General features: G+C 66.7%; 21 protein-coding genes. 14 read left to right on the top strand and 7 right to left on the bottom strand.

All coding sequences use genetic code 11. From position 1 onward, the window contains the following. Positions 1-57 precede the first annotated feature (57 nt). Positions 58-1,284, bottom strand: coding sequence for a PLP-dependent aminotransferase family protein (locus ACFVVK_RS00860; protein WP_390262087.1), 1,227 nt, complete (start codon positions 1,282-1,284; stop codon positions 58-60). Between the two features lie 152 nt (positions 1,285-1,436). On the opposite strand from ACFVVK_RS00860, the gene ACFVVK_RS00855 reads away from it, so the two are divergent. From ACFVVK_RS00855 to ACFVVK_RS00840, 4 genes are all read left to right on the top strand, one after another. Beyond that, the gene (locus ACFVVK_RS00855; protein ID WP_390262084.1) at positions 1,437-2,339 is read left to right on the top strand and encodes a LysR family transcriptional regulator; all 903 of its coding nucleotides are present in this window, start codon (positions 1,437-1,439) and stop codon (positions 2,337-2,339) included. Between the two features lie 132 nt (positions 2,340-2,471). Further along, on the top strand, positions 2,472-4,124 hold the full coding sequence (locus ACFVVK_RS00850; RefSeq protein WP_390262081.1) for a thiamine pyrophosphate-dependent enzyme: 1,653 nt from the start codon (positions 2,472-2,474) through the stop codon (positions 4,122-4,124). A gap of 8 nt (positions 4,125-4,132) precedes the next feature. Next, positions 4,133-5,509, top strand: a complete 1,377-nt coding sequence (locus tag ACFVVK_RS00845) for an NAD-dependent succinate-semialdehyde dehydrogenase (RefSeq protein WP_390262078.1) — start codon at positions 4,133-4,135, stop codon at positions 5,507-5,509. Between the two features lie 41 nt (positions 5,510-5,550). Further along, positions 5,551-6,699 (top strand): helix-turn-helix domain-containing protein, encoded by a 1,149-nt coding sequence (locus ACFVVK_RS00840; RefSeq protein ID WP_390262075.1) that lies wholly within the window; start codon positions 5,551-5,553, stop codon positions 6,697-6,699. 46 nt (positions 6,700-6,745) lie between these two features. Here the strand turns inward: ACFVVK_RS00840 and ACFVVK_RS00835 are convergent, their stop codons facing one another. Beyond that, positions 6,746-8,239 carry an MFS transporter gene (locus tag ACFVVK_RS00835; RefSeq protein ID WP_390262073.1) on the bottom strand — a complete coding sequence of 498 codons (1,494 nt, stop codon included), beginning with the start codon at positions 8,237-8,239 and terminating at the stop codon, positions 6,746-6,748. Positions 8,240-8,377: 138 nt separating this feature from the next. Here ACFVVK_RS00835 and ACFVVK_RS00830 point away from each other — a divergent pair, with 138 nt between their 5' ends. The 7 genes from ACFVVK_RS00830 (at position 8,378) to ACFVVK_RS00800 (ending at position 16,611) form a co-directional block, all read left to right on the top strand. Beyond that, a complete protein-coding gene (locus ACFVVK_RS00830) occupies positions 8,378-9,400 on the top strand; it encodes a DUF808 domain-containing protein (RefSeq protein WP_390262070.1) in 1,023 nt (340 codons plus the stop codon). A gap of 35 nt (positions 9,401-9,435) precedes the next feature. After that, positions 9,436-10,395: a lipid kinase gene (locus tag ACFVVK_RS00825; protein ID WP_390262067.1), complete on the top strand. Its 960-nt coding sequence runs from the start codon at positions 9,436-9,438 to the stop codon at positions 10,393-10,395. 216 nt (positions 10,396-10,611) lie between these two features. Then, positions 10,612-10,884 (top strand): hypothetical protein, encoded by a 273-nt coding sequence (locus ACFVVK_RS00820; protein WP_390262064.1) that lies wholly within the window; start codon positions 10,612-10,614, stop codon positions 10,882-10,884. A gap of 152 nt (positions 10,885-11,036) precedes the next feature. Beyond that, positions 11,037-11,663 (top strand): TetR/AcrR family transcriptional regulator, encoded by a 627-nt coding sequence (locus tag ACFVVK_RS00815; RefSeq protein ID WP_390262061.1) that lies wholly within the window; start codon positions 11,037-11,039, stop codon positions 11,661-11,663. A gap of 97 nt (positions 11,664-11,760) precedes the next feature. Continuing rightward, positions 11,761-13,278, top strand: coding sequence for an aldehyde dehydrogenase family protein (locus ACFVVK_RS00810; RefSeq protein WP_390262058.1), 1,518 nt, complete (start codon positions 11,761-11,763; stop codon positions 13,276-13,278). Then, on the top strand, positions 13,279-14,922 hold the full coding sequence (locus ACFVVK_RS00805) for a GMC family oxidoreductase (protein ID WP_390262056.1): 1,644 nt from the start codon (positions 13,279-13,281) through the stop codon (positions 14,920-14,922). It abuts the gene before it with no gap. A 126-nt stretch (positions 14,923-15,048) separates the two neighbouring features. Beyond that, positions 15,049-16,611: an APC family permease gene (locus ACFVVK_RS00800; protein WP_390262053.1), complete on the top strand. Its 1,563-nt coding sequence runs from the start codon at positions 15,049-15,051 to the stop codon at positions 16,609-16,611. A gap of 111 nt (positions 16,612-16,722) precedes the next feature. Here ACFVVK_RS00800 and ACFVVK_RS00795 read toward each other — a convergent pair whose 3' ends face one another. Further along, the gene (locus ACFVVK_RS00795; RefSeq protein WP_390262768.1) at positions 16,723-17,952 is read right to left on the bottom strand and encodes an MFS transporter; all 1,230 of its coding nucleotides are present in this window, start codon (positions 17,950-17,952) and stop codon (positions 16,723-16,725) included. Between the two features lie 297 nt (positions 17,953-18,249). Here ACFVVK_RS00795 and ACFVVK_RS00790 point away from each other — a divergent pair, with 297 nt between their 5' ends. Next, a complete protein-coding gene (locus ACFVVK_RS00790; RefSeq protein ID WP_390262051.1) occupies positions 18,250-19,098 on the top strand; it encodes an aldo/keto reductase in 849 nt (282 codons plus the stop codon). Between the two features lie 36 nt (positions 19,099-19,134). Here ACFVVK_RS00790 and ACFVVK_RS00785 read toward each other — a convergent pair whose 3' ends face one another. Further along, positions 19,135-19,983: an HAD-IIB family hydrolase gene (locus ACFVVK_RS00785; protein ID WP_390262048.1), complete on the bottom strand. Its 849-nt coding sequence runs from the start codon at positions 19,981-19,983 to the stop codon at positions 19,135-19,137. A 129-nt stretch (positions 19,984-20,112) separates the two neighbouring features. On the opposite strand from ACFVVK_RS00785, the gene ACFVVK_RS00780 reads away from it, so the two are divergent. Next, positions 20,113-20,736 (top strand): dihydrofolate reductase family protein, encoded by a 624-nt coding sequence (locus tag ACFVVK_RS00780; protein WP_390262046.1) that lies wholly within the window; start codon positions 20,113-20,115, stop codon positions 20,734-20,736. A 148-nt stretch (positions 20,737-20,884) separates the two neighbouring features. After that, positions 20,885-21,286, top strand: coding sequence for a hypothetical protein (locus ACFVVK_RS00775; RefSeq protein WP_390262043.1), 402 nt, complete (start codon positions 20,885-20,887; stop codon positions 21,284-21,286). Positions 21,287-21,334: 48 nt separating this feature from the next. On the opposite strand, the gene ACFVVK_RS00770 is transcribed toward ACFVVK_RS00775, so the two are convergent. From ACFVVK_RS00770 to ACFVVK_RS00760, 3 genes are all read right to left on the bottom strand, one after another. Beyond that, complete coding sequence (locus ACFVVK_RS00770; RefSeq protein ID WP_390262041.1) at positions 21,335-21,667, bottom strand: hypothetical protein; 333 nt, start codon at positions 21,665-21,667, stop codon at positions 21,335-21,337. Positions 21,668-22,058: 391 nt separating this feature from the next. Continuing rightward, positions 22,059-22,877: a hypothetical protein gene (locus tag ACFVVK_RS00765; RefSeq protein ID WP_390262038.1), complete on the bottom strand. Its 819-nt coding sequence runs from the start codon at positions 22,875-22,877 to the stop codon at positions 22,059-22,061. Positions 22,878-23,633: 756 nt separating this feature from the next. Beyond that, entirely contained in the window at positions 23,634-24,644 is a 1,011-nt protein-coding gene (locus tag ACFVVK_RS00760) for a cytochrome b/b6 domain-containing protein (RefSeq protein WP_390262035.1), read from the bottom strand. Positions 24,645-24,672: the final 28 nt, after the last annotated feature.

Raw genomic sequence — 24,672 nt, 5'->3', positions numbered from 1 at the left:
GGAAAATGAGGGTGCGGAAGGGTGGACGGGACCGGCGGCCGCCGGCGGCCGCCGGATTCAGGCGAGGGCCTCCGTGAAGAGGCCGCCGAGGATGGCCGTGCCGTGCCGGATCTCCTCGACCGAGGGGAGGCAGAAGCTCAGGCGGAGCTCGGAGCGGCCGGCCCCGTTGGCGTAGAACGCGGTCCCTGGAACGTAGGCGACGCCCCGCTCGATGGCCTCGTGCACGAGCTCGTGTGTGTCAATGCCCGGCGGCACCGTGACCCAGAGGTAGAAGCCGCCGGTCGGGCGGTTCCAGGTGGTTCCTGCGGGCATGTGCTCGGTGAGGGCGCCGACGAGCGCCTCGAGCTTGGTCCGGTAGAGGCCCCGGTAGGTGGCCAGCGTGTCCCTCCACGACGGGTTGTCGAGGTAGGCGGCCATCATGAGCTGGTTGAACACGGAGGGGTTGAGAGCCGCCGTCTGTGCGATGTCCGTCAGGTGCTGGTGCATCGTCTCGGGCGCAAGGACCCAGCCGAGGCGGAGGCCGGGCGCGAACATCTTCGAGAAGGATCCGAAGTAGAACGTAATCTCGGGGGCGTCCGGCTGGATGGCCCGCATCGTCCCGCCGTCAAATCCGAGGAGGCCATAGGGGTTGTCCTCGAAGAGGAGCAGCCCCTGATCCTGGCAGATCCGGCCGAGCAGGCCCCTGCGCTCGGCGGAGAGGTTCATCCCGCCGGGATTCTGGAAGTTCGGGACGGTGTAGAGCGCCCGCGGCCGCTTTCCTGCGGCGCGGGCTCCGCCGATGAGCCGTTCGAGGTCTGCGGGGATGAGACCATCCTCATCGCTCGGGACGTGGACGATCTCTGCCTCGTAGCTCGAGAACACGGCCATGGCCCCGGCGTAGGACGGGCCCTCGGCGAATACCACGTCCCCCGGGTTGACGGTCGCGTGTGCCACGAAGCCGATCGCCTGCTGCGAGCCCGCGGTGATGATCACCTGCTCCGGGTCCGCGGCGATGCCCTCGAGGGCCATGAGGTCCACGATGTGCCTCCGGAGCTCGGGGATGCCGTTGCTCGTGCCGTACTGGAGGGCCGTTGAGCCGAGCTCCGTGAGGATCCGGTGCGCTTCGTCGGCGAGCCGATCGAACGGCAGCTCGCCCAGGAACGGCGAGCCGTTCGCGAACGAGATGATGCCCGGGCGCCTCATGGCGGCCTGGAAGACCTTCCTCACCTCGGAGGACCGGCCGCTTGCCACGCGGTCCGAGAGCTCGATGGGCGGCGATGACGTCGTCATCGGGGAGGGCGCCACGGCGGCCTCCTTTCCGGGTAGGGTGGGTGACCTGCGTCACCCGGATAGGCCCCAACTATCGCCGCCTTCTTCTCATGCTGTCTAAGACAACTTTTGGCTGGACTCCATGCCGGACGCGCATGATGGGCGGCGATGTGCCCCATGATGGGGGTATGAACTTTCGACGCATCGAGTGCTTCCTCGCCGTGGTCGACGCCGGGACGGTGACCGCGGCGGCGGAGCAACTGCATGTCGCCCAGCCCGCCCTGAGCCGGCAGATCAAGACGCTCGAGCGCGAATTGAAGCTTGCGCTCTTCGAGCCCCAGGGCAGCCGGCTCGGCCTGACCTCGGCGGGCCGGGCCCTTGTGGCGCCGGCGCGCCGCCTCATGGCAGAGGCACGCTCGTTCGACGGCGCCGCTTCCACCCTGCGCACGGGACGCGTCGAGGAACTCGTCGCCGCGACGACCAGCGCGTCCCTGCGCTCGTTCCTCGCCCCCTTCATCGCGACCATCGGCCCTGACGACCCCAAGATCACAACCCGCGAGGTGGGCCACTTCGAGATGACGGAGGCACTGCGCCACGGCTGCGACCTCGCGGTGTCGCCGGCTGCCCCGGACGGCTCCCTCGCCACCGCCCCGCTGGGCCGGGTGCCCATCAGGGCCTTCGTCAGCGCGGACCACGAGTGGGCACGGGCCGGCGTCGCCGAGCAGCCGTTGTCCGCCTTCGGGGGGTCGACGGCGATCATCCCCACCCGCCACAGTGCGAGCCGCTACATCCTGGACGACGCGCTCTCGCGGGCGGGGATCACGTTCCCGCACGTGACGGAGTGCGACGACGGCCAGACCATCCTCGCGCTCGCGGCGGCCGGGCGCGGGGTCGGCTTCTCGACGGACCGGCCCCGGTACGGCGCCCATCCGATCCTCGTCCTCGACGACGGTGGCGGGGACGGCCGCCCGCTCGCGCTGCCCCTCCACGTCGCGTGGCTTCCGGGGCACTTCGCGGAGGCGGCGATCGCGGCTTTCGCCGGCCGGATCCGGGCCTTCCTGCGCGAGAACGGCATCACGCTCGCCGAGTAGGCGCCGCAAGCTGCGCGTGCGGCTATGCAATTCCGGCATGAGGAGCCTGCGAAGTTTCTATTGGACGGCATCGGAGGGCACGGAACAGACTGGAACCCGCCCCGAAAGAACAAGTCGCCCAGGAGACCCCCCGTGACCCAGAAGCCACGCCACGCCGGCCAGGCGATTGTCGATTCCCTCACCCTCCACGGAGTCAAACGCGTCTTCGCCGTCCCCGGGGAGTCCTACCTCGCGGTGCTCGACGGCCTGCACGGAACGGACATCGACACGGTCGTGGTCCGCCAGGAGGGCGGTGCCGCGTACATGGCGGAGGCGCACGGCAAACTCACCGGCGATCCCGGCGTGGCCATGGTGACCCGCGGACCGGGCGCCGCGAACGCGTACGTGGGCATCCACACGGCGTGGCAGGACGCGACCCCGATGGTCCTGTTCGTGGGCCTCGTGCCGATCGCGGACCGCATGCGGGAGTCATTCCAAGAGTTCGACCCCAACGCCTGGTTCGGCTCCCAGGCCAAGCGCGTGTTCGTCCTCGACCAGGCAGAGCGGGCCTCCGAGGTTGTCGCGGAGGCGTTCTTCGCCGCGAAGTCCGGCCGCCCGGGCCCAGTGATCGTAGGCCTACCGGAGGACGTCATCACGCACGAGTTCGCGGGCACACTCGTGGCCCCGATCCCCGTCGCGGAGGGCGCCGTCTCGGCCCGCGAACTCGAGGCGATCACGGCCGCACTCGCGGGCGCTGAGAAGCCGCTCCTGTTCGTGGGCGGGCAGCGCTGGACCCCCGAGGCGGCCGCCGCGCTCACGCGCTTCGCCGAGGCCAACGGCATCCCCGTGGCCCAGGACTGGCACGCATCGGACCGCGTCCCGTTCCGCTCCCCGGTCAACATCGGCACGCTCGGCTACGGCCGCGGCGACACAGCCGCCGCGATGTTCGATCAGGCGGACGTCGTCGTCGCCGTCGGCGCCCTCCCCACGGACGTCCCCACGGATGGATTCACCCTGCGCCAGCACCCCGACGCCGTGAATTGGCTCGTGAGCATCGACTCCGCCCTCCGCGGCCGCTCAGGCGCGGTGACCGGGCACGTCCTCGCCTCGCCGGTCGCATTCGCGGAAGCGGTCGACGGCCTGGCGTTGGGCCGCGCCGCCGTCTGGGACTCATGGCGCGCCCGCGGACACGAGGCCCACGTGGCGTTCGCGACGATCGGCAACGAGGCCGGCCTCCCGGCCACGGCCGACGGCACAGCGCATATGTCCGTGGTAGTCAGCGAGCTCCTCGAGCGACTTCCGGAGGATGCCCTCTACACGATCGGGGCGGGCAACCACATCATGTGGGCCCAGCAGTTCATCCCCACCAACGTCTACCCGTCCCAGCTGGCCACGCGCAACGGCTCGATGGGCTACTCCATCCCCGCCGCGGTCGCTGCGGGCCTCGAGTCTCCCGAGCGGCTCGTCGTGGCAGTTTGCGGCGACGGCGAGTTCCTCATGAACGGCCAGGAGCTCGCTACGGCGGCACAGCACGGCGTCCCCGTCCTCGCGATCGTCCTCGACAACCGCCAGTTCGCCACGATCCGCGACCATCAGGAGCGGCACTTCCCGGGGCGCGTCTCCGGCACCCAGCTCACCAACCCGGACTTCGCCGCGCTCGCCCGGGCCTTCGGCGGCCACGGCGAGACGGTGACCGCCGACGGCCAGGCGGCCGGCGCCGTCGAACGCTCGCTCAAGGCCGTCGCTGAACAGCGCAAGCCAGCCCTCATCCACGTCATCGCCGACCAGTCGATCAACCTGCCGTAAGGGATCCCATGACCAAGTACACCGTTACCAACCCCGCCACGGGCCAAACCGAGGCCGAGTACCCTACCGCGACGGACCAGCAGGTCCAGGGCGCCATCGCCGCCGCAGACAAGGCGTTCGCGGTTCTCAAGGGCCTGGCCGCCGCTGAGCGCGCCGACCTCCTGCACCGGGTCGCGGACCTGCACGCCGAGCGCCGCGATGAGCTCGCCGCGATCATCACGCGCGAGGTGGGCAAGCCGATTGCCCAGTCGCTCGGCGAGGTGGACATCGTCGTCTCCATCTACCGCTACTACGCCGAAAACGGCCCCGGATTCCTCGCCGAGGACGTGCTGACTCCGGCGGCTGGGGGATCGGCCGTAGTGCGCAAGGAGGGCCTCGGCCCGCTCCTGGGCATCATGCCGTGGAACTTCCCGTACTACCAGGTGGCGCGGTTCGCGGCGCCGAACCTCATGATCGGCAACACAATCCTGCTCAAGCCGGCCCCGCAGTGCCCCGAGTCGGCGCTCGCGATGGAAGAGATCTTCCGCGATTCCGGCCTGCCCGACGGCGCGTACGCGACGCTGTTCGCGACCAACGATCAGGTCGCGGATGCCATCGCGGACCCGCGCGTGGCCGGCGTCTCGCTCACCGGCTCGGAGCGCGCGGGCGCGGCGGTCGCCGAGACGGCCGGGCGGCACCTTAAGAAAGTCGTCCTCGAGCTCGGCGGCTCGGACCCGTTCGTGGTCCTCGACGCGGACGGGGCCGGCATGGACGGCCTGGTCAAGCGCGCCGTCGTCGCGCGGCTCGGCAACGCCGGGCAGGCGTGCAACGCCGCCAAGCGTTTCGTGGTCCTCGACGAGGTCTACGACGAGTTCGTGGAGAAGTTCACAGCGGCCCTCGCCGCCACTGCGCCCGGCGACCCGACCGATCCCGGGACGTTCCTCGGCCCGCTCTCCTCGCAGGCCGCCGCAGACACGCTCCAAGGCCAGCTCGACGCCGCCGTGGCCGGTGGGGCGAGTGTGCTCCTGCCCGGCGGGAAGACGGCTGAGGACTCGGCCTTCTTCCGCCCCGCGGTCCTTGCCGACGTCACCCCGGACATGGGCCTGTACTACGAGGAGCTGTTCGGCCCCGTCGCGATGGTCTTCCGGGCCGGCTCCGAGGCGGAGGCCGTCGCGATCGCCAACGACACCCCGTTCGGCCTCGGTGCCTCCGTGCACTCGGGAGACGCGGAGCGGGCAGCCAGGGTGGCGGACCAGATCACCGCTGGCATGGTCTCGATCAACGAAGCTGGCGGCAGCGCTGCGGAGCTCCCGTTCGGCGGAGTCAAGCGCTCCGGCGTCGGCCGGGAGCTGGGCCGGTACGGCATGGAGGAGTTCGTCAACCGCAAGCTCATCCGCACCCGCTGAGCGCGCCCGCCCCGAATCCTGCAAGGTCCTAGAGTGGGCAGATGAACATCACTGTGCCAGCCGCGGCCGGGGACCGGTGGGCGGAGCTCCTCGCGGCCCTCGCCGGACGGATCGATGCCATGGCCGCCGACTTCGCCGGGCGCGTCCAGGAAATCCGCGAGTACGCCGAGGGCCTCGTCCCGCACGCCGAACTCGCGGTCACCGCGGCCCGCACGTTTGCCCTCCTCGTCGGCGCGCTCCGCGACGGAGGGGCCGGGGCCGAGCGGGAGATGCTCGCGTACGCCGCGAGCCTCGGTGCGAAGCGCGCGCGGGCAGGGATCCCGCCGTCGTCCCTCACCGCCGCCGTGCGGCTGGACTTCTCCATCATCTGGGTCCAGCTCCTTGAGCTCGGCGAGGAGGCCGACGCCGTCCTGCTCGCCGCCCGCGTCGAGCAGGTGTGGCGCGTCGTGGACGAGTACGCGACCGCGACGCACACGAGCTATCTCGCCGAACGTGTGCGGATGGCGCACGAGGAGTCGAGCGTCAAGCGCGAGTTCGTCGCAACGCTCTTCGGCCCCGAGCAGCTCACCCCCGAGGCGCTCGCCCGCGCCGGGGCTGCCCTGCGGATCGACCCGGACGCCGAGCTCGTCCTCGCGGCGGGCACGGGGCGCGCGGGCGCAGCTATCCGCGCACACGCGGAAGCCATGCCGGGCCGCGTCCGCGTGCACGCGTACGAGGCGGGCAGTGCCGTCTACGGCTTCTGGGTTGCGCCGTGGTCGGGGAGCCCGGTGCCTGTGGGCCTCGCACGGATCCCGTGCGGGCTCGTGCGCGAGGTCGCGGGGCTCGGCGGGCTGCGGCGCGCAGCCGTGGTCGCCGCGGTCCTCGCGGCGGAGGCGAGAGACGACGACGACAGGCCGCTCGAGCTCGATTCCTCCTGGCAGCGGGTGGCCCGCACCCTGCTCGAGGGTGCGGGCGTGTCCCTGGCCGCGGGGCTCGACCGCGCGCTCGAGGGCAGCCGGGGGACGGAGCGCGAACGGCTCGCCGAGACGGCGCGCTCGTTCCTCGCGACCGGCAGCGTGACCGAGACGGCCGCCGCGCTCTACTGCCACCGCAACACGATCCTCAACCGCCTCTCGCGTTTCCACGAGCTCACGGGCGTGGACCTCACCGTGCCGGCGCAGGCCGCGCGGGTACTGGTCGCGTGGGCGTGAGTCCCGTTCAGCGGTCCGCAGCCGCGGACCTCGTCCCGATTGGGGGCTAGGCGGTGTTCGCCGCCCCCGGCTCCCCGGCAGCCGTCCGCGCATACGTCGCCGAGACCCGGCGGTAGACCGGAGTCAGGAAGGCCAGCAGGGCGGCCACGATCATGATGATCCCGGCTACCAGGAACACCAGGGCGATGCCGCGGGAACTGCCCTCGCCCAGCAGCGGGGCCAGCTGGGCGGCGCCCTCGGCGGACCGCGCGTACGGGATGATCCAGACCTGGGCGATCGGCGCGATGAGGAACGCGGTAATCGGCGCCGCCGCGGACTCGAACGCCATGGCGAATCCGAACACCCGGCCCTGCCGATTCAGGGGCACCACCTGCTGGATGACAGTCTGTTCGGCGGCCTCCACGAAAGGCACCAGGACCAGGTAGAGCCAGATGCCGGCGATGTACAGCCAGGCCCACTCCCGCAGCGTGAACACCGCACCGAGGACGCCCATCAGGATCACAGCGATGAGCATGGTGCGCAACGGGTTGGACCCGAGACCGAACTTGCCGATCAGCGCGCCGCCCACGATGAACCCGGAGGCGCCGAGCGCAAAGTAGGTCCCCCACAGCTCCACGGGGAACATCTCCAGGCCATAGGGATCCATCAACGCCATGTAGACGCCACCGATGAAGTTGTTGAACGTGGAGAACAGGATCAGCGCGAACAGTCCGGAAATGGCCAGCACGGCAGCGAGGGAGCCGCGCAGGTCGAATCCGCCCTGCGCGTCCGTTGCGGCCGCGTGCACCTCCTCGGGCATGCGCAGCGTCAGCAGGTGTGCGCATGCCAGCGCCGTGAGCACCAGGGCGACGACGATCGTCCAGCCCATGCCCAGCAGCCCGACCGAGAGCCCGGAGAGCACCGAGGTGACGATGAACATCAGTCCCTGCACCATGCCTACCAGCCCGTTGGCGTTGGCCCGCCGCTCGGGCTCGATGAGGATGGTGACCGTGGTGGAGAGGGCAATGTTGCGCATGTTTTCCACCACCGCACCGACCAGAATGGTCAGCATGAAGATCCAGAACCAGGGCTTTGCGAGGTCCAGTAGCAGGGCGGAGGGCGTCAGCAGGAACATCACCCCGGACAGCAGGAACATCACCAGGGTGAAGCCGGCGGCGAAGCGCATCACCGCCAGCTTGCGGTAGCGGTCCACGAAGGTGCCGAAGCTGATGCTGGAAAGGGCGATCAACAGCATGTAGGCGCCGCCGACCACCCCGGTGGCGATCACGTTGCGGGTCTGTATGTACACCCAGAACGTCAAGGCGAACCACAGGTAGCTGGTGGTGATGTTGGCAAGGGCGGTGTTCACCAGGATCCCGGCGAAGGTGCGGGACCGCTGTTCCGGACTGCGCAAGGACGTGTCGACGGCGCCGGGATCGGCCAGCCGGAGAGCCAGGCCGTCCTCGACCGGCGCGGACGGGACCGCCACGTCCTCGGGGAGGCCCGCGTTGCCGCGGGGAGCCGCGGCGGCCCTGGGCGGACCGGGTTCCTGCTCGGTCATGGGTCCCAGTGTAGTGACAACCAGCAGGGCCGGACACGGATTCCGGCGGACACAATATACTTCGAGCATGCCGATCACTCCCCGCGACCGCGACGTCCACGACCAGCCGTCCGCCCTCGAGCACTGCGCCGGTGAGCTGTGAGCGGCGGTCTGGTCGCCCTCCTGGACGACGTCGCAGCCCTTGCCCGCATAGCAGCTGCCTCCGTGGACGACGTCGCTGCCGGAGCCGCCAAGGCGGGGGCCAAGGCCGCCGGCGTGGTAATCGACGATGCCGCCGTCACTCCGCAGTATGTGTCCGGGGTGGACCCGTCTCGCGAATTGCCGATGATCAAGCGGATCTTCTGGGGCTCCCTCCGAAACAAACTAGTGATCATCCTGCCGGCGCTGCTGCTCGTCAGCGCCTTCGTTCCGGGAATCATTCCGTTCATCCTCATGTTGGGCGGCACCTACCTCTGTTACGAGGGTGCCGAGAAGGTCTGGCACAAGCTCAGCGGCCACTCCGCGGACGAGAAGGCGCCAGCGGTCGAGCGGGGACCCGAAGCGGAGGCTAAGGTGACCAAGGGCGCCATCACCACCGACTTCATCCTGTCCTGCGAGATCATGGTCATCGCGATGAACGAGGTGGCGGATGAGTCCTTGTGGGTCCGAGCGCTCATTCTGGTCGTCGTAGCGTTTGCCATCACGGTAGCCGTGTATGGTGCCGTCGCGCTCATCGTCAAGATGGACGACATCGGCCTGCACCTGGCCGCCAAGGACTCCGTGGGCTCTCAGCGCTTCGGCGAGCTGCTGGTCAAGGGAATGCCCGCGGTGCTGGCCGCGATCACGCTTATCGGAACGATCGCCATGCTTTGGGTCGGTGGCCACATCATGCTGCAGGGGGTATACGACCTCGGTTGGCACATGCCGTATGACCTGGTCCATGCCCTCGAGACACCTTTCGCCGCAATCCCGGTGGTGGGCGGCTTCCTGGCCTGGCTCCTGAACACTTTGTGCTCGGCCGTCCTCGGACTCGCCTGGGGCCTCATCATCATGATGATCCTGCACCCGCTGCTCAAAATGCTGCCGTCCGGCAAGAAGCAGAACGTGCACGAAGAGGGCGGCGTCGCCCCCGCCGCACCCGCCGGCCATCGACCGGCGAAACGTGGCCCATACGGCATGTAGGGATTTCACAGTTCAATCTGTCTAACATGTCCCACATGAAGGTAGCCCGAGAGGCGCGGTCTGCTGCCGTGGTGATTAACGCCGGATCACGCCGGGGGGCGGCCGCACCGGAACTGGCAGTGGACACGATGCGAAGGGCCGGGGTGCCGATCTCCTCCGTGCACAACGTGCTGTCCGGTGCAGAGCTGGCCGAGACGCTCGACCGAGTGGTTGCGGACGGCCATGACCTGGTCATTGTCGGTGGCGGCGACGGGACGGTGAGCTGCGCCGCCGGTCGAGTTGCCGGCACCGGCGTCATGCTCGGCGTCCTTCCGCTGGGCACCGCCAACGACCTCGCCCGCACGCTTGAGATACCAGATAATCTGGCCGACGCGTGCGCTGCCGTCGCAGACGGCAAGGTGGTCGACATCGACCTCGGCCGGGCCAACGGTCAGCCATTCCTCAACGTCGCTTCCGTTGGGCTCTCGGTGGGTGTTACCGAGGCGCTGAGTCCACGTCTCAAGCGGCATATGGGACCGCTAGCCTACGGCATCGCTACCCTGCGAGCTTATGCTCGGCACCGGCCGTTCCGGGCCCGTCTCGAGTTCCCGGAGGGGGACCACGAGCCGATGGAGCTTGAGAACCTGCTGCAGGTGGCCGTGGGCAATGGCCGGCACTACGGCGGCGGAAACACGGTGTCCCCGACAGCTGGGATCGATGATCACACTCTTGACACCTACGCAATCTTGGGTGCGCCGATCCGGGATCATGTGAAAATCGCGCGGTTGCTCAAGGACGGAAGCTTCGTCGAGCACGACCGGGTGTACCACCTGACCAGCCGACGTGTCCGGCTGGTCACCGAGCCGCCGCTGCCGGTGAACCTCGACGGCGAGATCGCGACGATCACGCCGACTGACTTCACCGTCCAGCGCAACGCCGTTCACGTGGTGGTACCTCAGAGCAGCAACAGCGCTTCGTTCGACGGGCCGGGCGCCGCGAGCGGGCCGTCCGTGTGAGCGCCCGTGGGCCCAGGGGCCTGAAGCTTTCCTAGCGAGACTAGCGGACGGCCCATTTGAGGCCGATGGAGGCCGGCAGGTCGTGGTCTCGGCCGCCTTTTCGGGCGGTCTACGGGAGATAAGGCGGCCGTGGTAATTTCTGCTTGGATCAGGGGTTCCTCATGAGATTCCGTTCCAATCCAGCCCCTGAGGCCGTTTTCGAAAGCAGAGGCTACGATGGCAACTTTATTGATATTCCATGAGGTGGACGACGTCGACCACTGGCTCAGCTCGCCGCGACGCCGGGAACTCTTCGGACCCTTGGGTATGACCGTGCGAACCTTTGTCGACCCGGAGAAATCGAATCGCGTCGGTCTGATCGTCGAAGTTCCGGACATGGACACGTTCCAGCGAATGATGGAGTCCGAGGCTGCGGCGGACGCCATGAAATTCGACGGCGTACGCCGGGACACGCTCCTGATGCTGGTCGAACCCGAGCCCAGCACCTGACGTAGGAGACGCCTACCGGCTCGGCCAGGTCCAGGAAGCGCTCACCGGACTTCGTCAATTCGAGCGTGACGTTGGCGGCGGGTGCCAACCGCCCTCGCTTCCGCGCTGCCCGAAAAGTGCACTCCTGGCGGGTTTGGCAATAGTCTGGCCAGATGGGGACAAATACCGTGAACTCCGGCGAACAGATGGACAGACAGTCGCGCATTCTCGAAGCGGCCCTCGATCTGCTGTCCCGCCACGGTATCTCAGGAGTAAATATGCGGGCCGTGGCCCGTGAAGCCGGCGTCGCACTAGGTCTCGTTAACTACTACTACGAGGACAAGCTGAGCCTGATCCGCGCGGCCCTGCACCGCGTCGACGAGCACGACCTTATGCTGGTCGCACCCGACCCGTCGTCGGACCCGGACGACCAGTTGCGCAAAGCCCTCCGGCGGGTTGCGGGTGCGGAGCTGCTGACCACCCGGTATCTGTCCCTTCGCCTGCACCTGTGGGCCCTCGCTCAAGCCCATGACGACTTTGCGGAAATAAATGCTGCAGCGTTCGACCGGTATCTCGATGGACTCGCGGCGCTCGTGTCCAACGCCAACATCGGGCTCTCCTGGGAGGAATGCAGGGAACGTGCAGCCGACATTGTCGTCGTTCAAAACGGCATGTGGCTAACAGCGCTCCTTGGCGTGGACAAGGCATCCATCCAGCGAAGCATCGCCCGTACAGAGGAGATCGCCTTCGCCGCGCCGCGTAGCAACACCGGCCAAGGCACAGGGCTTCTGAAGGAATAAGGGCCAGTCGACGGCCCCTGCGCACCCAAAAAATTTTTTGAACGTTTGTTCAAGATAACTATTGAACGCTTGTTCAACTTCCATTACTGTCCTGCCTATGACTTACGCCACACCCTCTCGTGCCACCACGGCATCCACCCTGTTCATCAACGGCGCGTGGGAACCCGCCGCCACGGGCGCCGTACGCCAGATCAGCAATCCCGCCAGCGGCGAACTGACCGCCACAGTGTCTGAGGCCGGCCGGGAAGATGCCGAGCGTGCCATCGCCGCAGCGCGTTCGGCCTTCGACTCCGGCGTCTGGTCAGCTGTCCCGGCACCCGAGCGCGGCACGTTCCTGCTTAAGGTGGCCGCGGAATTGCGCGAACGCCGGGAAAAGTTCGCCCGCGGCGAATCACTGGACACCGGGAAGCGGATCGCGGAAAGCCGCATCGACATGGACGATATCGCCGCCTGCTTCGAGTATTTTGGCAGGCTCGCCGGGCAGCAGTCAGGCCGCGTGGTGGATGCGGGGGACCCCGCCGTCGTCAGCAAAATCGTCTACGAACCAGTGGGGGTCTGCGGCCTGATCACACCCTGGAACTACCCCCTGCTGCAGGCCGCGTGGAAGATCGCACCCGCGTTGGCCGCCGGCTGCACCTTCGTTCTTAAGCCTTCCGAACTGACCCCGTCCACCGCCATCCTGGCCATGCAGTTGCTGCAGGATCTCGGCCTGCCGGACGGAGTCGCCAACCTCGTGACCGGGCCCGGCGCCGAGGCGGGCGCACCGCTCTCGGAACATCCCGCCGTCGACCTCGTCTCCTTCACCGGCGGACTGGAGACCGGCAAGCGCATCGCCGCGGCCGCGGCCGGAACCGTGAAAAAGGTGGCGCTCGAGCTTGGCGGCAAGAACCCCAACGTGGTGTTCGCCGACGCGGACTTCGACGCCGCCGTGGACAACGCCCTCAACGGCGCCTTCGTCCACTCCGGGCAGGTCTGCTCAGCCGGCGCCCGGCTGATAGTGGAGGAATCGATCGCCGAACGCTTCGTCGACAGACTGGTCCGCCGCGCGCAGGGTATCCGGCTCGGCGGCCCGTTTGACGACGCCGCGGAGACCGGGCCGCTGATCTCCGCAGCCCACCGGGACAAGGTCCACGCCTACGTCCAGCGCGGCATCCAGGAGGGTGCGCGACTGCGGTGCGGCGGCGCGGCACCTGTTGAGGAGAAGTACGACGGCGGGTTCTACTACCAGCCGACCGTCTTGGACGGCGTCCAAAGGGGAATGTCGGTGGTGGTGGACGAAGCCTTTGGCCCGGTGGTGACGGTCGAGACCTTCCGTACCGAGGACGAGGCCGTCGCGACGGCCAACGACACGATCTATGGCCTGGCCGGCGCGGTCTGGACCCAGGACGCCTGCAAGGCGCAGCGCGTGGCGTCCCGGCTGCGGCACGGCACCATCTGGATCAATGACTACCATCCCTACCTTCCCCAGGCCGAGTGGGGTGGCTTCGGCCAGTCCGGCGTCGGCCGCGAGCTCGGCCCGACAGGCCTGGCCGAGTACCAGGAAGCCAAGCACATCTACCAGAACACCAGCCCGCAGGTAACCGGCTGGTTCGCCGACCACGGCAAGGAGAACTAGATGCACTGCGACAACATCGAGGACCTCACCGCACGCGGCTTCGACTACATCGTTGTTGGCGGTGGATCCGCCGGCGCCGCGGTGGCCGCGCGGCTGAGCGAGGACCCGGACGTCACCGTTGCCCTGATAGAGGCCGGCCCGGACGACCGCGGCCTGCCCGAGATCCTGCAGCTTGACCGCTGGATGGAACTGCTCGAATCCGGCTACGACTGGGACTACCCGGTGGAACCGCAGGAGAACGGCAACTCCTTCATGCGCCACGCCCGCGCCAAGGTCATGGGCGGCTGCTCCAGCCACAACTCCTGTATCGCATTCTGGGCTCCCCGCGAAGACCTGGACGAGTGGGAGTCCAAGTACGGCGCCACCGGCTGGAACGCTGAAGCCGCCTGGCCGCTGTACCAGCGGCTGGAGACCAATGAGGACGCCGGTCCGAACTCACCCCACCACGGAGACTCAGGCCCCGTGCACCTGATGAACGTGCCCCCGGTGGATCCCGCCGGCGTCGCCCTCTTGGACGCCTGCGAACAGGCTGGCATTCCCCGCACAAAGTTCAACACCGGAACCACTGTGGTGAACGGCGCCAACTTCTTCCAGATCAACCGCCGCGCCGACGGCACCCGTTCCTCCAGCTCGGTCTCCTACATCCACCCGATCATCGAGCGCAGAAACTTCACACTGCTGACCGGCCTCCGCGCACGCCAGTTGGTGTTCGACGCCGGCAAACGCTGCACGGGGGTGGACGTGGTGGACTCAGCGTTCGGCCGGACCCACCGGCTCTCCGCGCGCCGCGAGGTCATCCTGTCCACCGGCGCCATCGACTCGCCCAAGCTGCTAATGCTCTCGGGCATCGGCCCGGCAGCGCACCTCGCCCAGCACGGCATCGAGGTCCTGGTCGATTCCCCCGGTGTCGGTGAGCACCTGCAGGACCACCCCGAGGGCGTGGTGCAGTTCGAGGCCAGGCAGCCGATGGTGCAGACCTCGACCCAATGGTGGGAGATCGGCATCTTCACGCCCACGCAGGACGGCCTGGACCGCCCGGACCTGATGATGCACTACGGCTCCGTCCCGTTCGACATGAACACCCTGCGGCACGGCTACCCCACTACGGAGAACGGCTTCAGCCTCACCCCGAACGTCACGCACGCCCGCTCCCGCGGGACCATCAGGCTGCGCAGCCGGGACTTCCGGGACAAGCCGGCAGTGGACCCGCGCTACTTTACGGATCCGGACGGCCATGACATGCGTGTGATGGTTGCCGGGATCCGCAAGGCCCGGGAAATCGTCGCCCAGCCTGCCATGGCCGAGTGGGCCGGGCGCGAGCTTTCCCCCGGCATCGAGGCGCAGACCGACGAGGAACTGCAGGACTACATCCGCAAAACGCACAATACCGTTTACCACCCTGTCGGCACCGTTCGGATGGGACCGGTCGACGACGAGATGTCACCGCTCGATCACGAGCTCCGGGTCAAGGGCGTCACGGGACTTCGCGTCGCTGATGCCTCCGTCATGCCTGAACACGTCACCGTCAACCCCAACATCACCGTCATGATGATCGGCGAACGCTGCGCGGACCTAATACGCGCCAGCCGGTCCGGCGAAACCATGACCGCAGAAGAAATGGAGTTCATCGCGTCCCTCGCCTGAGGGGCAAAGTTCGGAGGCTATTGATTTCGCCCGCGTCCAAAGACGGCCGCGGGTTGCATCGTCGTACTTTTCTGACTTAGGAGTTCACACATTTTGGAACCCAGCAAGAGTATTGATTCAAGCGGCATGGACGAATTTGGCTATACCCAGACCCTGGACCGAAGCATCGGTAAGTTTGCCAGCTTCGCCGCAGGCGTCAGCTACATCTCCATCCTCACCGGCGTCTTCCAATTGTTTTATTTTGGTTTTTCCATGGCCGGCCCTGCGTATGCGTGGTCCTGGCCCCTCGTCTTCGCCGGCCAGCTGATGGTGGCGCTGTGTTTCGCCGAATTGGCGGGACGCTACCCTGTGGCCGGGTCGGTGTACAACTGGGCCAAGCGGCTGGCCTCCGGAACGTCGTCCTGGCTGGCCGGCTGGTTCCTGCTGCTGTCCTCCATCATGGCGCTGGGATCGGTGGCGCTGGCCCTGCAGATCACCCTGCCGCAGCTCTGGTCCGGTTTCCAGTTCGTGGGTGACGGTACCGGCCCGTACGACTTCGCCATGAACGGCGTGGTGCTGGCCACCATCATGATCACCATTTCCACTCTTATTAACGCGTTCGGCGTGAAACTGATGACCCGGATCAACAGCATCGGCGTTTTTGTGGAGCTGGTGGCGGCCGTGCTCCTGATCCTCGCGCTGGGCTGGCATGTGGTGCGGGGGCCTGAGGTCTTCTTCGACACTGCCGGCTTCGGGGAAGGCCACGATCTGGGCTTCTTTGGCGTGTTCCTGATCGGCGCGATGGCGTCCGGTTATGTCATGTACGGCTTTGACACCGCCAGCTCCCTCGGGGAGGAAACGAAGGACCCCAAGCGGACGGCGCCCAAGGCCATCCTGCGCGCCGTCATTGCATCCTTCCTGCTGGGCGGCCTGATCCTGCTCTTCGGCATCCTGGCCGCACCGGACCTGACCGATCCCCGGGTGGGTGAGGCCGACGGTGGCCTGCAGCACATTGTGCTCTCCGTCCTGGGCGGGCCTTTCGGCAAGGCGTTCCTTGCCTGCATTGTGGTGGCCGTGATGGTTTGCACCCTGGCCGTGCACGCCGCAGCCATCCGCATGATGTTCGCCATGGCGCGGGACAACAACCTCCCATTCAGCCGGCAGCTCAGCAAAGTGGATCCGGTCCGCAGGACGCCCACTGTCGCCGCCATCGTGATCGGCGTCCTGGCAGTCATCCCGCTGCTGGTCAACGTCACCCAGCCGGCCATTTTTACCATTCTGTCCAGCATCAGCATTGTCCTGATTTACCTGTCCTACCTCCTGGTCACGGTTCCCCTGCTGCGCAACCGGCTCCTGAAGAAGTGGCCGCTCGCCGCCGACCGCTCCGAGCCCGGCTTCAGCCTGGGCAAGTGGGGCCTGCCCGTGAATGTCCTCGCGGTCCTGTGGGGCTGCGCCATGACTTTGAACCTGGTCTGGCCGCGGCCGGAGATTTACAACTCGGTGCCGCCGTTCGAGTGGTACCTGCAGTGGGGAGGGGTGATCTTCGTGGCCAGCGTCACCGGGGGCGGGGCCCTCCTGTACCGGCTGAAAATCCGCCATCAAACGGGTGTGCTGGCGGAGCATGCCGCAGCCGTCGCGGCGCACCCGTCGTCCGGCTCCGCCCAGCACGGAGCCCCGGAGGATGCGCTGGCAGTCAATGGCGGACGTTGAACGCGTCAACGCTCCCGGGTTCGCACTCGGGAGCGTTGACGTACTGCAACGGGAGACGGACACGCACTGCGTTGCCCGGCGGATCAGTGTGGGCGGGCCGGCCTAGGTTGTTCAGCTCACGCGTTCCCGCGCCGGCCGGGTGGTAGCAATGGCGTGCGGGACCGCCAGCAGGGCTAGCACGGCGAGAGCGCCGGCCGCTGCGAATACGTAGAACCCCCAAGGGTAGGCGGTGCCGGCAGCGACCAGCCCGCCTGTCACGGCAGGTCCTGCGATGGCGCCAACGCGACCAACACCGGCAGCGAATCCGAGCGCCGTTGCGCGTAGGCGGGCCGGGAACAACTGACTAACCCAGGCATAAACGAGCACCTGCGAACTGAAGACAAATACTCCCGTGACGAAGACGAGGGCGTTAAGCAGGAACGCGTTTTCAACCTTAATACTTAAGAGGGCGAGGCACACCGCCGAAAGACCGAACCACAGTAACACGACGGGTTTGGCTCCGTGCCTGTCGGCCAGGACGCCGGCCATGATAAGACCGGCAACGGCGCCAAGGTTCAAGACCAGGAGCAGGGAAAGCCCTGCGCTGACCGGATATCCAGCCGAAGCCATGAGCTGCGGAAGCCAGGTGTTCAAGCCATATACAAGCAGCAGCCCCATGAATGACGCTGCAGCGATCGCCGCCGCGACCAGAGGGTACGGCTTCTTCGCCAGATCCCGGAAGGCAGTTCGCTCCGTGGCCCCTTCAGTGTCGGCAGTCCGGACAGCGGGCAGGGTTTCTGGCAGCTTAAACCACAGGAACGGCACGAGGACGAGACCCGAAACGCCTCCCACGATGAACATGATGCGCCAGTCGGGAATGACCATCAACGCCAGGAAAGCGGTGGCCACAGCGCCCACGTGGTAGCCAGTCATCGTGCGGGTGGTTGACCTTCCGGCGGAACCTGTCGGCGCGTAGTCGTTCATGTAGGCGAGAGCGGCAGGCAAGCAGGCCCCAAGCCCGAGCCCGGCTAGAAGCCGGAGAGCACCGAAGACTGCAACGTTCGGGGACCACACCACTGCGATCGTGAAAATCGAGAACGAGGCCACACAGGCAACCAGCAATTTCCGACGTCCGAAGCGGTCCGAGAGCGGGGCGATAAAGAGCGCGCCCAAACCCACGCCCACGAGGGAAATCGTTGCCACCAAAGTAGCGCCGACCGCGTCAAAGCCAAGCTCCCCAGTCTTTATAAGAGTGGGAATAACGGTTCCGAGCACCACCAGATCAAAGCCATCCAAGACCATGGCGAGCCAGCAAAGCCAGACTGGCCATCGCGAAGGGAGTGTGGAGGGAGAAGCTGTCATGTAATCCTCATTGATTAGTGAACGAGATAGAAGCACGCCCGGCGGGGCCTTCATCAATAGAAGAAGTGATGTATGGCACTTCCACCGATCGAGAATACATTGCTGTTCACGCATCGCACAAAAGTTCGCCATGCGAACCAAATATCAGTGAGGTGGGCAGGGCCGGCCGGGGACCGGCGGGGCACAGTGCGGCGCACCACCGTTGAAGTCACTTCGGAGTAGCCTGACAAGAATGCCGTCCGCGCTCCGCCGTTGCATGACGCGCCAACAGGAAACCTATCTGCAAAGGAAGTATCGATGATGCCGGAAATCCGTGAAAACAATATCCCCGCCGTGACCCTCAACAACGGCGTGCAGATCCCTCAGCTCGGCTTCGGCGTTTTTCAGGTCCCGCAGGAAGAGACTCAGCGCATTGTGGAGGATGCCCTGGAGACCGGATATCGGCACATCGACACCGCTGCCGCCTACCGGAACGAGGCCGGCGTCGGCGCCGCCATCGCCGCATCCGGCATCCCGCGCGAAGACATCTTCGTCACCACCAAGCTGCGCAACGGCGAACAGGGCACGGCTCACGCCGCGTTCCAGAACAGCCGCACCGCCCTCGGCCTCGACTATGTGGACCTGTACCTGATCCACTGGCCGGTTCCTTCCCAAGGGCTCTTCACCGAGGCTTGGAAGACCATGGAAAAGCTCTACGCCAGCCGCGAGATCCGCGCCATCGGAGTCTCAAACTTCCTGCCGGACCATCTGGACACGCTCCTCAAAGCCTCGGACGTCGTTCCGGCGGTCAATCAAATAGAAATCCACCCCACCTTCCAGCAGCAGGACCTCGCGGTCAAGAGCCGCTCCCTGGGCATCGCCGTGGAGGCCTACAGTCCCTTGGGGCAAGGCGGCGACCTCGGCGCAGCCGCAGTGCAATCACTGGCCTCCCGGTACGGTGCGACTCCCGCCCAGATTGTGCTGGCCTGGCATCTGGCCCAAGGCACCATCGTCATTCCGAAGTCCTCCAACCTCGCGCGCATGCGGGAAAACCTGGGTGCCACGGCGCTCACACTCACTTCCGCCGAAATGGCGGAGATCACAGCGCTGGACTCCGGGGCCCGCGTGGGCGCCGACCCCGCCGTCGCCGCGCATAGCCAGCTATAGCGTTAACCGGCAGGGCTGGCGAGGGACCGGGCCCGGTCAGAGGAGGCCGAGTTCGGCGAAGGCGGCAACGAGGCCTTCCTGCCGCGGACCCGCTGCAGTGCGGTCCGCGATGGCCATGAGCTCGGGGGCGGATCCTTCGATGGCGACGCCGACGCCTGCGTACGCGAGCATCTCCAGGTCATTGGCGCCGTCGCCTATTGCAATCGTGTCCTCCCGGGCGATGCCGAGGTGGGCGACAGCGGCGGCGACACCGTCAGCCTTGCTGATCCCGCGCTGGTACAGCTCACCGGCATGCCAGCCTTCGTTGGCCACCGAATTGGCGACGACGGCAATCCCGCCACCGATTTCCTGGACCAGGCGCTCCATGGCAACGGGGGACTCAAACACGGAGACCTTGGCGAACGGCACGGCGGCGCGGTCCGCTGTCGGGCGCACCGCGGCGAGAATGGCGGAAGAACCCACCGGGCCCTCGGGCGACTTCCTGAAGTGGGCGTCGAGGATGGCGCGTAATCGCTCCATCGCCGCCGGCGGAGCGTACAGCGCCTCCTGCGCCTCCAGGATGTACACGGCGTGGTGCGCGTCGAGCGCCCCGACCGTTCTGGCCGCGAGGTCTGCCGGGAGGCGCCGGTCCAGGAGCACGGTCCCGCCCACCTCCGCGTAGGCGCCGGCGCTGGCCACCAGACCGTCGAAGCCCGCGGCGAGGATGTTCTCGGGCAGCATCGACACCGGCCGGCCGGTGCAGAGCAGGACCCGGTGGCCCGCTTCCCGCGCCGCCCGTACAGCGCGCACGTGGCCTTCCGGGACCACGCCGTAGTCCGCATAGGTGCCGTCCACATCGAGGAAGACCGCCCGGACACTTCCAGTGATGCTCGGCTTTGCGCTCATGGTCCGGGATCATACCGATCAGCACCGCCGCGACCCAACCGCGACCCGTTGCTTCGCAGGGCGTCGTGTGCCAGCCTCGAAGTGATCCCGTTGCCGGGACGACGGCGGGCGGCAGAGAAGGAGCACGTCATGGGACTGATCCATATCGACCTTTTCACCACGCTCGACGGCGTCGCGCAGGCACCCGGCGGGCCGGAGGAGGATGCTGAAGGCGGTTTCGCGTTTGGCGGCTGGCAGGCGCCCCTCTTCGACGAGGCCGTCGGCGAGCAGGTCGACGCCGGGATGGCGGGGATGGACGCGCTGCTGCTCGGGCGCCGCACCTACGACATTTTCGCCGCGTACTGGCCGCATGAGGACGGGGACATCGCGCGGCTGTTCAACCGCCTCCCGAAATACGTGGCCTCCCGCCAGGCGCCGACCCTGGAGTGGGCCGACTCCACACTGCTCGGTCCTGACGTGGTCGCCGCCGTGCGCGAACTGCGCGAGCGGCATGCGAACATCCACGTCATCGGCAGTCTCGACTTCGTGCAGACCCTGTTCGCCGAGCGGCTTTTCGACCGGCTCACGCTCTGGGTGTATCCGATCCTCCTGGGCACCGGAAAGAAGGTCTTCGCCGACGGGGTGGTTCCGACCAACCTCAGACTCATCGAACCCGTCGTCGCCTCACCGAAAGGCGCGGTGCTACAGCGCTACGCGCTCGCCGACGGCACGCCGGGCGTCGGCGATATGACGGCCGTCGACCAGGAGGGTTAGGACGCTTTGCCTGGAACGTCCTCCGCCGCACCAGCTGCAGGAGGCCGTGGCACGGGCCTTCTGTTTGTCCTGTGAGTTGTGCAGGCTGTGGTTTCCGTCCATATGCTGGGTGGGTTGGTAGAGCTGATCATCAGAAAGGCGAGTGACCATGAGCGAAGAGAATTTCCCGGACGAAGAACTTGAGGTTGTCCAGGACGACGACATCCTGCTGGACGAGACCCCAGGCGCAGCTTCGTCCTTGGAGCTCGACCCCGTTTCGGGAGAGCCGGACAGTTATCCCGGGGCCGCCGAAAACAATCCGGACCGGTGGCAGGAGGATCCCTTGCTGCAGGAGGAGGCGGTTTCGGGAGAGGAAGAGGACTTCCCCAGCGAACAGAGCCTGCGCGATGAAATGTCCGGAACGACGGACGTGCCGACCATCGGTGAGGCCGCCGCGGACGTGGACTTCGGGGAAGTGCCAACCGGTGAGGAAGCGGACGGAAGCGACGACGAGTCGAACTTCGGCGGGTCTCCGCTCAGCGAGTTCGATCCCGACGACCTCGACAACTGACTTTCACGGCATAGTGCCTGCCGGAGCGAACATCCGCTCCGGCAGGCACTATCCAGGTTCTGTGTCGAGCCCCCAATGGACTCGGATCGCCTCTGCCACCCGGCCGGCGGTCACATCGACCCGGAAAGCAACGGGTGCGGTCCCGGTCTCCTCGATGACCGTGTCACGATACACGCGGCCGCACGACGGACACAGGGTGTAGAGGTCCTCATCCTCGGGCCATTTCGCCAGCCCGGCGGGGACAGGGGTGTCCCCTCCGATGTAAACGGCGATGCCTTGTGAGTTGCACTGAATCAATCCGTTTTGGCTGACAGTGTTGCCGCACACGCAGGTGATGGTGGTGACATCATGGTCGATGACATCGGCGGTTTCAGAGTCCATGATGAGCTCCCCGGCGTGGTTGGGACGTTCTGTTTGTAGCCGATGCCGGCGGATCGGCCAGTCCGGGGGCCGACATAGCGGGTTCTTTGGGACGGTTTTTGCGGTAGTCGGCAAAGAACGAAGGCCGACGCTTCATGATGCGCTTTCGTCCGGGACGCTTGTCAAGGCTGTTTTCATTTCGCACCCGCAGCTGGGACAGCACGCCATGATGGCACCAGCGTCAACGGCGCCACCGCGCGTCCGACGGCGCGTGGTCGGCACTGTAGGGAGAGGCGCCAAACGGAAACGGACGACGGCGGGAAGTCCCGCCGTCGTCCGTCACCCGCAGTCTGGGCGGAGCAGTGCCGAGTAGGAGGGGCTTCCTATCGGGCCTGAGTTCGTGTCTGGGTTATTACCGCGTGGGCTGTTCGGCCGATCCCGGATCCGAGGTGACCTCCGGTTGCGAGGTCGGTTCGGTTGCGGGGGAAGGCGGCGAGGTCTGTTCCGTTTCGGGGGCGGGCTCCGCCGGCGTGGTGGCGCGTGGCACGTCGGCTTTCGGCGCTTCAGTCCCGGCCGAGCCGCTGTCCCCGCGGCTGGGGCTGCCGTCCGTGGTCACGCCATTTTCCTTGCTGGCGCCCTCCTCGGTTTGCCCGGGCAGTTGCTTCAGGTTCTCAGTCGATCCGCCTGTCTTGTCCGGGACCGTCGGAGTGCCGCTAAATGCTTGGCCCAGCGTCGTGGTGTGCGCGGCCGCAGCGCCGTCGATGCTCGACGTCGACGAGACAAGGCTGGAGATGGGCTTGTTGGTGCCGAACTCGACTGCAGTGACACCGACCATCGCGATAGCGAATGCGGCAGCGCTGACCGCCCCGAGCTTGATCCAAGTCTTGCGGGTGAACTGCCTCCCCAGGCGTTTGACTCGGAGGTCGTCCCTCTCGGCCGGCGCGCCGGCAACCAGCACGCTGGCGTCGGCAACGGGCAGTCCGTCCCTGCCTCGCTGGGGGATTTTTCGCATTGCCACGGTGGCGGCCGAACTGAGTGTTCGGGCGTAGAGAGCGGCACCCACCGTGGCAACCACAGAGCCGAGGGCGGCGCCGATAAGCGTCCCGGCAACGCCTGTGAAGGACCCCACCAAGGCAGAGGTCACTGCGGCCAAGGCCGAGCCAATAGTCTGGGTGCCACTCAGTCCGAGGAACTGTTTCGGCTTGTCGTCAGCAGGGGAGTCTGCAGGCATATATACACGCATTTCAATCAGGGGGGAGGTTACGAACAGATAACGTTACCAGATTGTTGTCGGCAGTTCTGCGTGTTCATCTGCTGCGCCCTACGAATGGGGTCCCCAAAAGCGGGGAGCGGTTCAGGACGCATCCGGCGCAGGGCAACGTAGGTCGCGGGCCTCCTATTATTCCGATGCTCGGTATGCGAAGCTTCCTGCCATGGGAAATCCGATGGATTTCAGACTTGACCCTGTTTCCAGGCCGAGCCGGGTCCGTGGGGCTGTTGCCGTTGTTTCCTTCGTGCTCACGATCACTGCATGCAACTCAGAAGGCCCATCGACTGCGCCCTCTGCGCCACCAAAGGCCGTGGTTCAATGCGCCTCGCCCTCCAGGATCCTAGAAGGCGGCCTCAACGGTACCGAAGTTGAGGGTTCGTCCAAGGACGGAATTACGCTGTATGGCCAGGTTCAATCGCAGGAATTTTTTCTGCCTTCTGACGCTCAAAAGAAGATTGTGTGGCGCATCAGCGGCTCTGGCGAGCCAGCCGTTGCGGTGACCAGGCCCAGTGGCGACGCATCGAGCCTGGCGTGGGGACCCGAATTCCACCCGTCAAGCAACTACGCCCGTCCGGGAGATGAATATGGATCTGCTCTTGTTCTTGACGAGCCAGGATGCTGGAGCATCCAGTTCACCAGAGACTCCCAAACGGCGGACGTGTGGCTGCAGGTAAGCTCAGCGCCTGCTGCGCCAAGGTCATGATGGTGCGGTGAAGCCTAACGACTGCTCACCTGACCGAACCGTTTGGCGATTGGCGCGAGTATGAGCGGGCGGGCGGCGTACCATCCGGCCGCGGTGATGGCGATTGCCGCCGCGAAGAGCCAGAACCCGACCCAGTTCACCGCATCGGTGCCGCCGAACATGTGGTTCAGGTTGCGCAGCGCACCGGTCGCGAACACCAGGAAGAGGTGGATGAGAATGAACAGCACGAAAAACAGCATCGTCGGGAAGTGGATGGCGCGCGCAACCTCCATCGGGTAGATCCTGTTCAGCCTCGTCGCGTCCTTCGGCCAGAACTCGCTCATGCGCACACCCGTGATCGCCGCGAGTGGGGCCGCGATGAACACCACGACGAAGTACATGAGCTGCTGCAGGCTGTTGTAGTTCACCCAGCCGGTCTCCACGGGCCAGTCGAGTGTCATGTACTGCAGGAGCGCGGAGAGCGCGTTCGGGAACGCCTCCCAGCTGGTCGGTACGATCCGCATCCAGCGGCCGGAGGCAAACAGCAGCACCACAAAGATCAGCCCGTTGGCCAGCCACAAAACGTCGAGCGTCTGGTGCAGCCACAGGTTGATGCTGATCTTCTTGCCACCGCGTTTCGGCGTCCAGAACGCCGGCGGCTTCTGCTGGGTGCGCACCTGGTAGCCGGAGCGAATGATGAGCACCATCAGGAAGAAGTTCAGGAAGTGCGCCCACTGGGCCCACCACGGGAAGCCCGGCTCTGCCGCATCTGGCAGGTCATATGCGCCCGGGTACCTCGCGAGGAACTCCGGAACGCCCGGCAGCGTGGTCACACCGCGCGCGGCGAGCACGAGGATCGCTGCGGCGGCCACGGCCCCCATCGCGAGGAGCACGACGAGCTTGATCCATTGGCCCCGAGTCCGCGAACCGTAGAGCCTTGGCTCGGCCTTTGGCCTCGCGGGCTTTTCGGCGGGCACGGACGGTGCCACTGATGCTGGGGCGGCTGTGACCGCAGGGGCGCTCACGGTCCCCGGCGGCTCAGTCATGGCCACTGTCTCCGCCGCGCTGGCAGCC

It is taken from the genome of Arthrobacter sp. NPDC058192 (assembly GCF_042883665.1).
GTDB lineage: Bacteria > Actinomycetota > Actinomycetes > Actinomycetales > Micrococcaceae > Arthrobacter.
The sequence above is the reverse complement of the archived record's forward strand: the minus strand, read 5'-3'. Positions and strand labels throughout refer to the sequence as shown.

Bases quoted from the DNA above. Each gene is read 5' to 3' on its own strand.
- ACFVVK_RS00785 (WP_390262048.1), bottom strand. From the start codon at position 19,983: ATGAGCGCAAAGCCGAGCATCACTGGAAGTGTCCGGGCGGTCTTCCTC.
- ACFVVK_RS00820 (WP_390262064.1), top strand. From the start codon at position 10,612: ATGGCAACTTTATTGATATTCCATGAGGTGGACGACGTCGACCACTGG.
- ACFVVK_RS00790 (WP_390262051.1), top strand. From the start codon at position 18,250: ATGATGCCGGAAATCCGTGAAAACAATATCCCCGCCGTGACCCTCAAC.
- ACFVVK_RS00840 (WP_390262075.1), top strand. From the start codon at position 5,551: ATGAACATCACTGTGCCAGCCGCGGCCGGGGACCGGTGGGCGGAGCTC.
- ACFVVK_RS00780 (WP_390262046.1), top strand. From the start codon at position 20,113: ATGGGACTGATCCATATCGACCTTTTCACCACGCTCGACGGCGTCGCG.
- ACFVVK_RS00805 (WP_390262056.1), top strand. From the start codon at position 13,279: ATGCACTGCGACAACATCGAGGACCTCACCGCACGCGGCTTCGACTAC.
- ACFVVK_RS00775 (WP_390262043.1), top strand. From the start codon at position 20,885: ATGAGCGAAGAGAATTTCCCGGACGAAGAACTTGAGGTTGTCCAGGAC.
- ACFVVK_RS00815 (WP_390262061.1), top strand. From the start codon at position 11,037: ATGGGGACAAATACCGTGAACTCCGGCGAACAGATGGACAGACAGTCG.
- ACFVVK_RS00810 (WP_390262058.1), top strand. From the start codon at position 11,761: ATGACTTACGCCACACCCTCTCGTGCCACCACGGCATCCACCCTGTTC.
- ACFVVK_RS00760 (WP_390262035.1), bottom strand. From the start codon at position 24,644: ATGACTGAGCCGCCGGGGACCGTGAGCGCCCCTGCGGTCACAGCCGCC.
- ACFVVK_RS00835 (WP_390262073.1), bottom strand. From the start codon at position 8,239: ATGACCGAGCAGGAACCCGGTCCGCCCAGGGCCGCCGCGGCTCCCCGC.
- ACFVVK_RS00765 (WP_390262038.1), bottom strand. From the start codon at position 22,877: ATGCCTGCAGACTCCCCTGCTGACGACAAGCCGAAACAGTTCCTCGGA.
- ACFVVK_RS00845 (WP_390262078.1), top strand. From the start codon at position 4,133: ATGACCAAGTACACCGTTACCAACCCCGCCACGGGCCAAACCGAGGCC.
- ACFVVK_RS00795 (WP_390262768.1), bottom strand. From the start codon at position 17,952: ATGACAGCTTCTCCCTCCACACTCCCTTCGCGATGGCCAGTCTGGCTT.
- ACFVVK_RS00800 (WP_390262053.1), top strand. From the start codon at position 15,049: ATGGACGAATTTGGCTATACCCAGACCCTGGACCGAAGCATCGGTAAG.
- ACFVVK_RS00770 (WP_390262041.1), bottom strand. From the start codon at position 21,667: ATGGACTCTGAAACCGCCGATGTCATCGACCATGATGTCACCACCATC.
- ACFVVK_RS00855 (WP_390262084.1), top strand. From the start codon at position 1,437: ATGAACTTTCGACGCATCGAGTGCTTCCTCGCCGTGGTCGACGCCGGG.
- ACFVVK_RS00825 (WP_390262067.1), top strand. From the start codon at position 9,436: ATGAAGGTAGCCCGAGAGGCGCGGTCTGCTGCCGTGGTGATTAACGCC.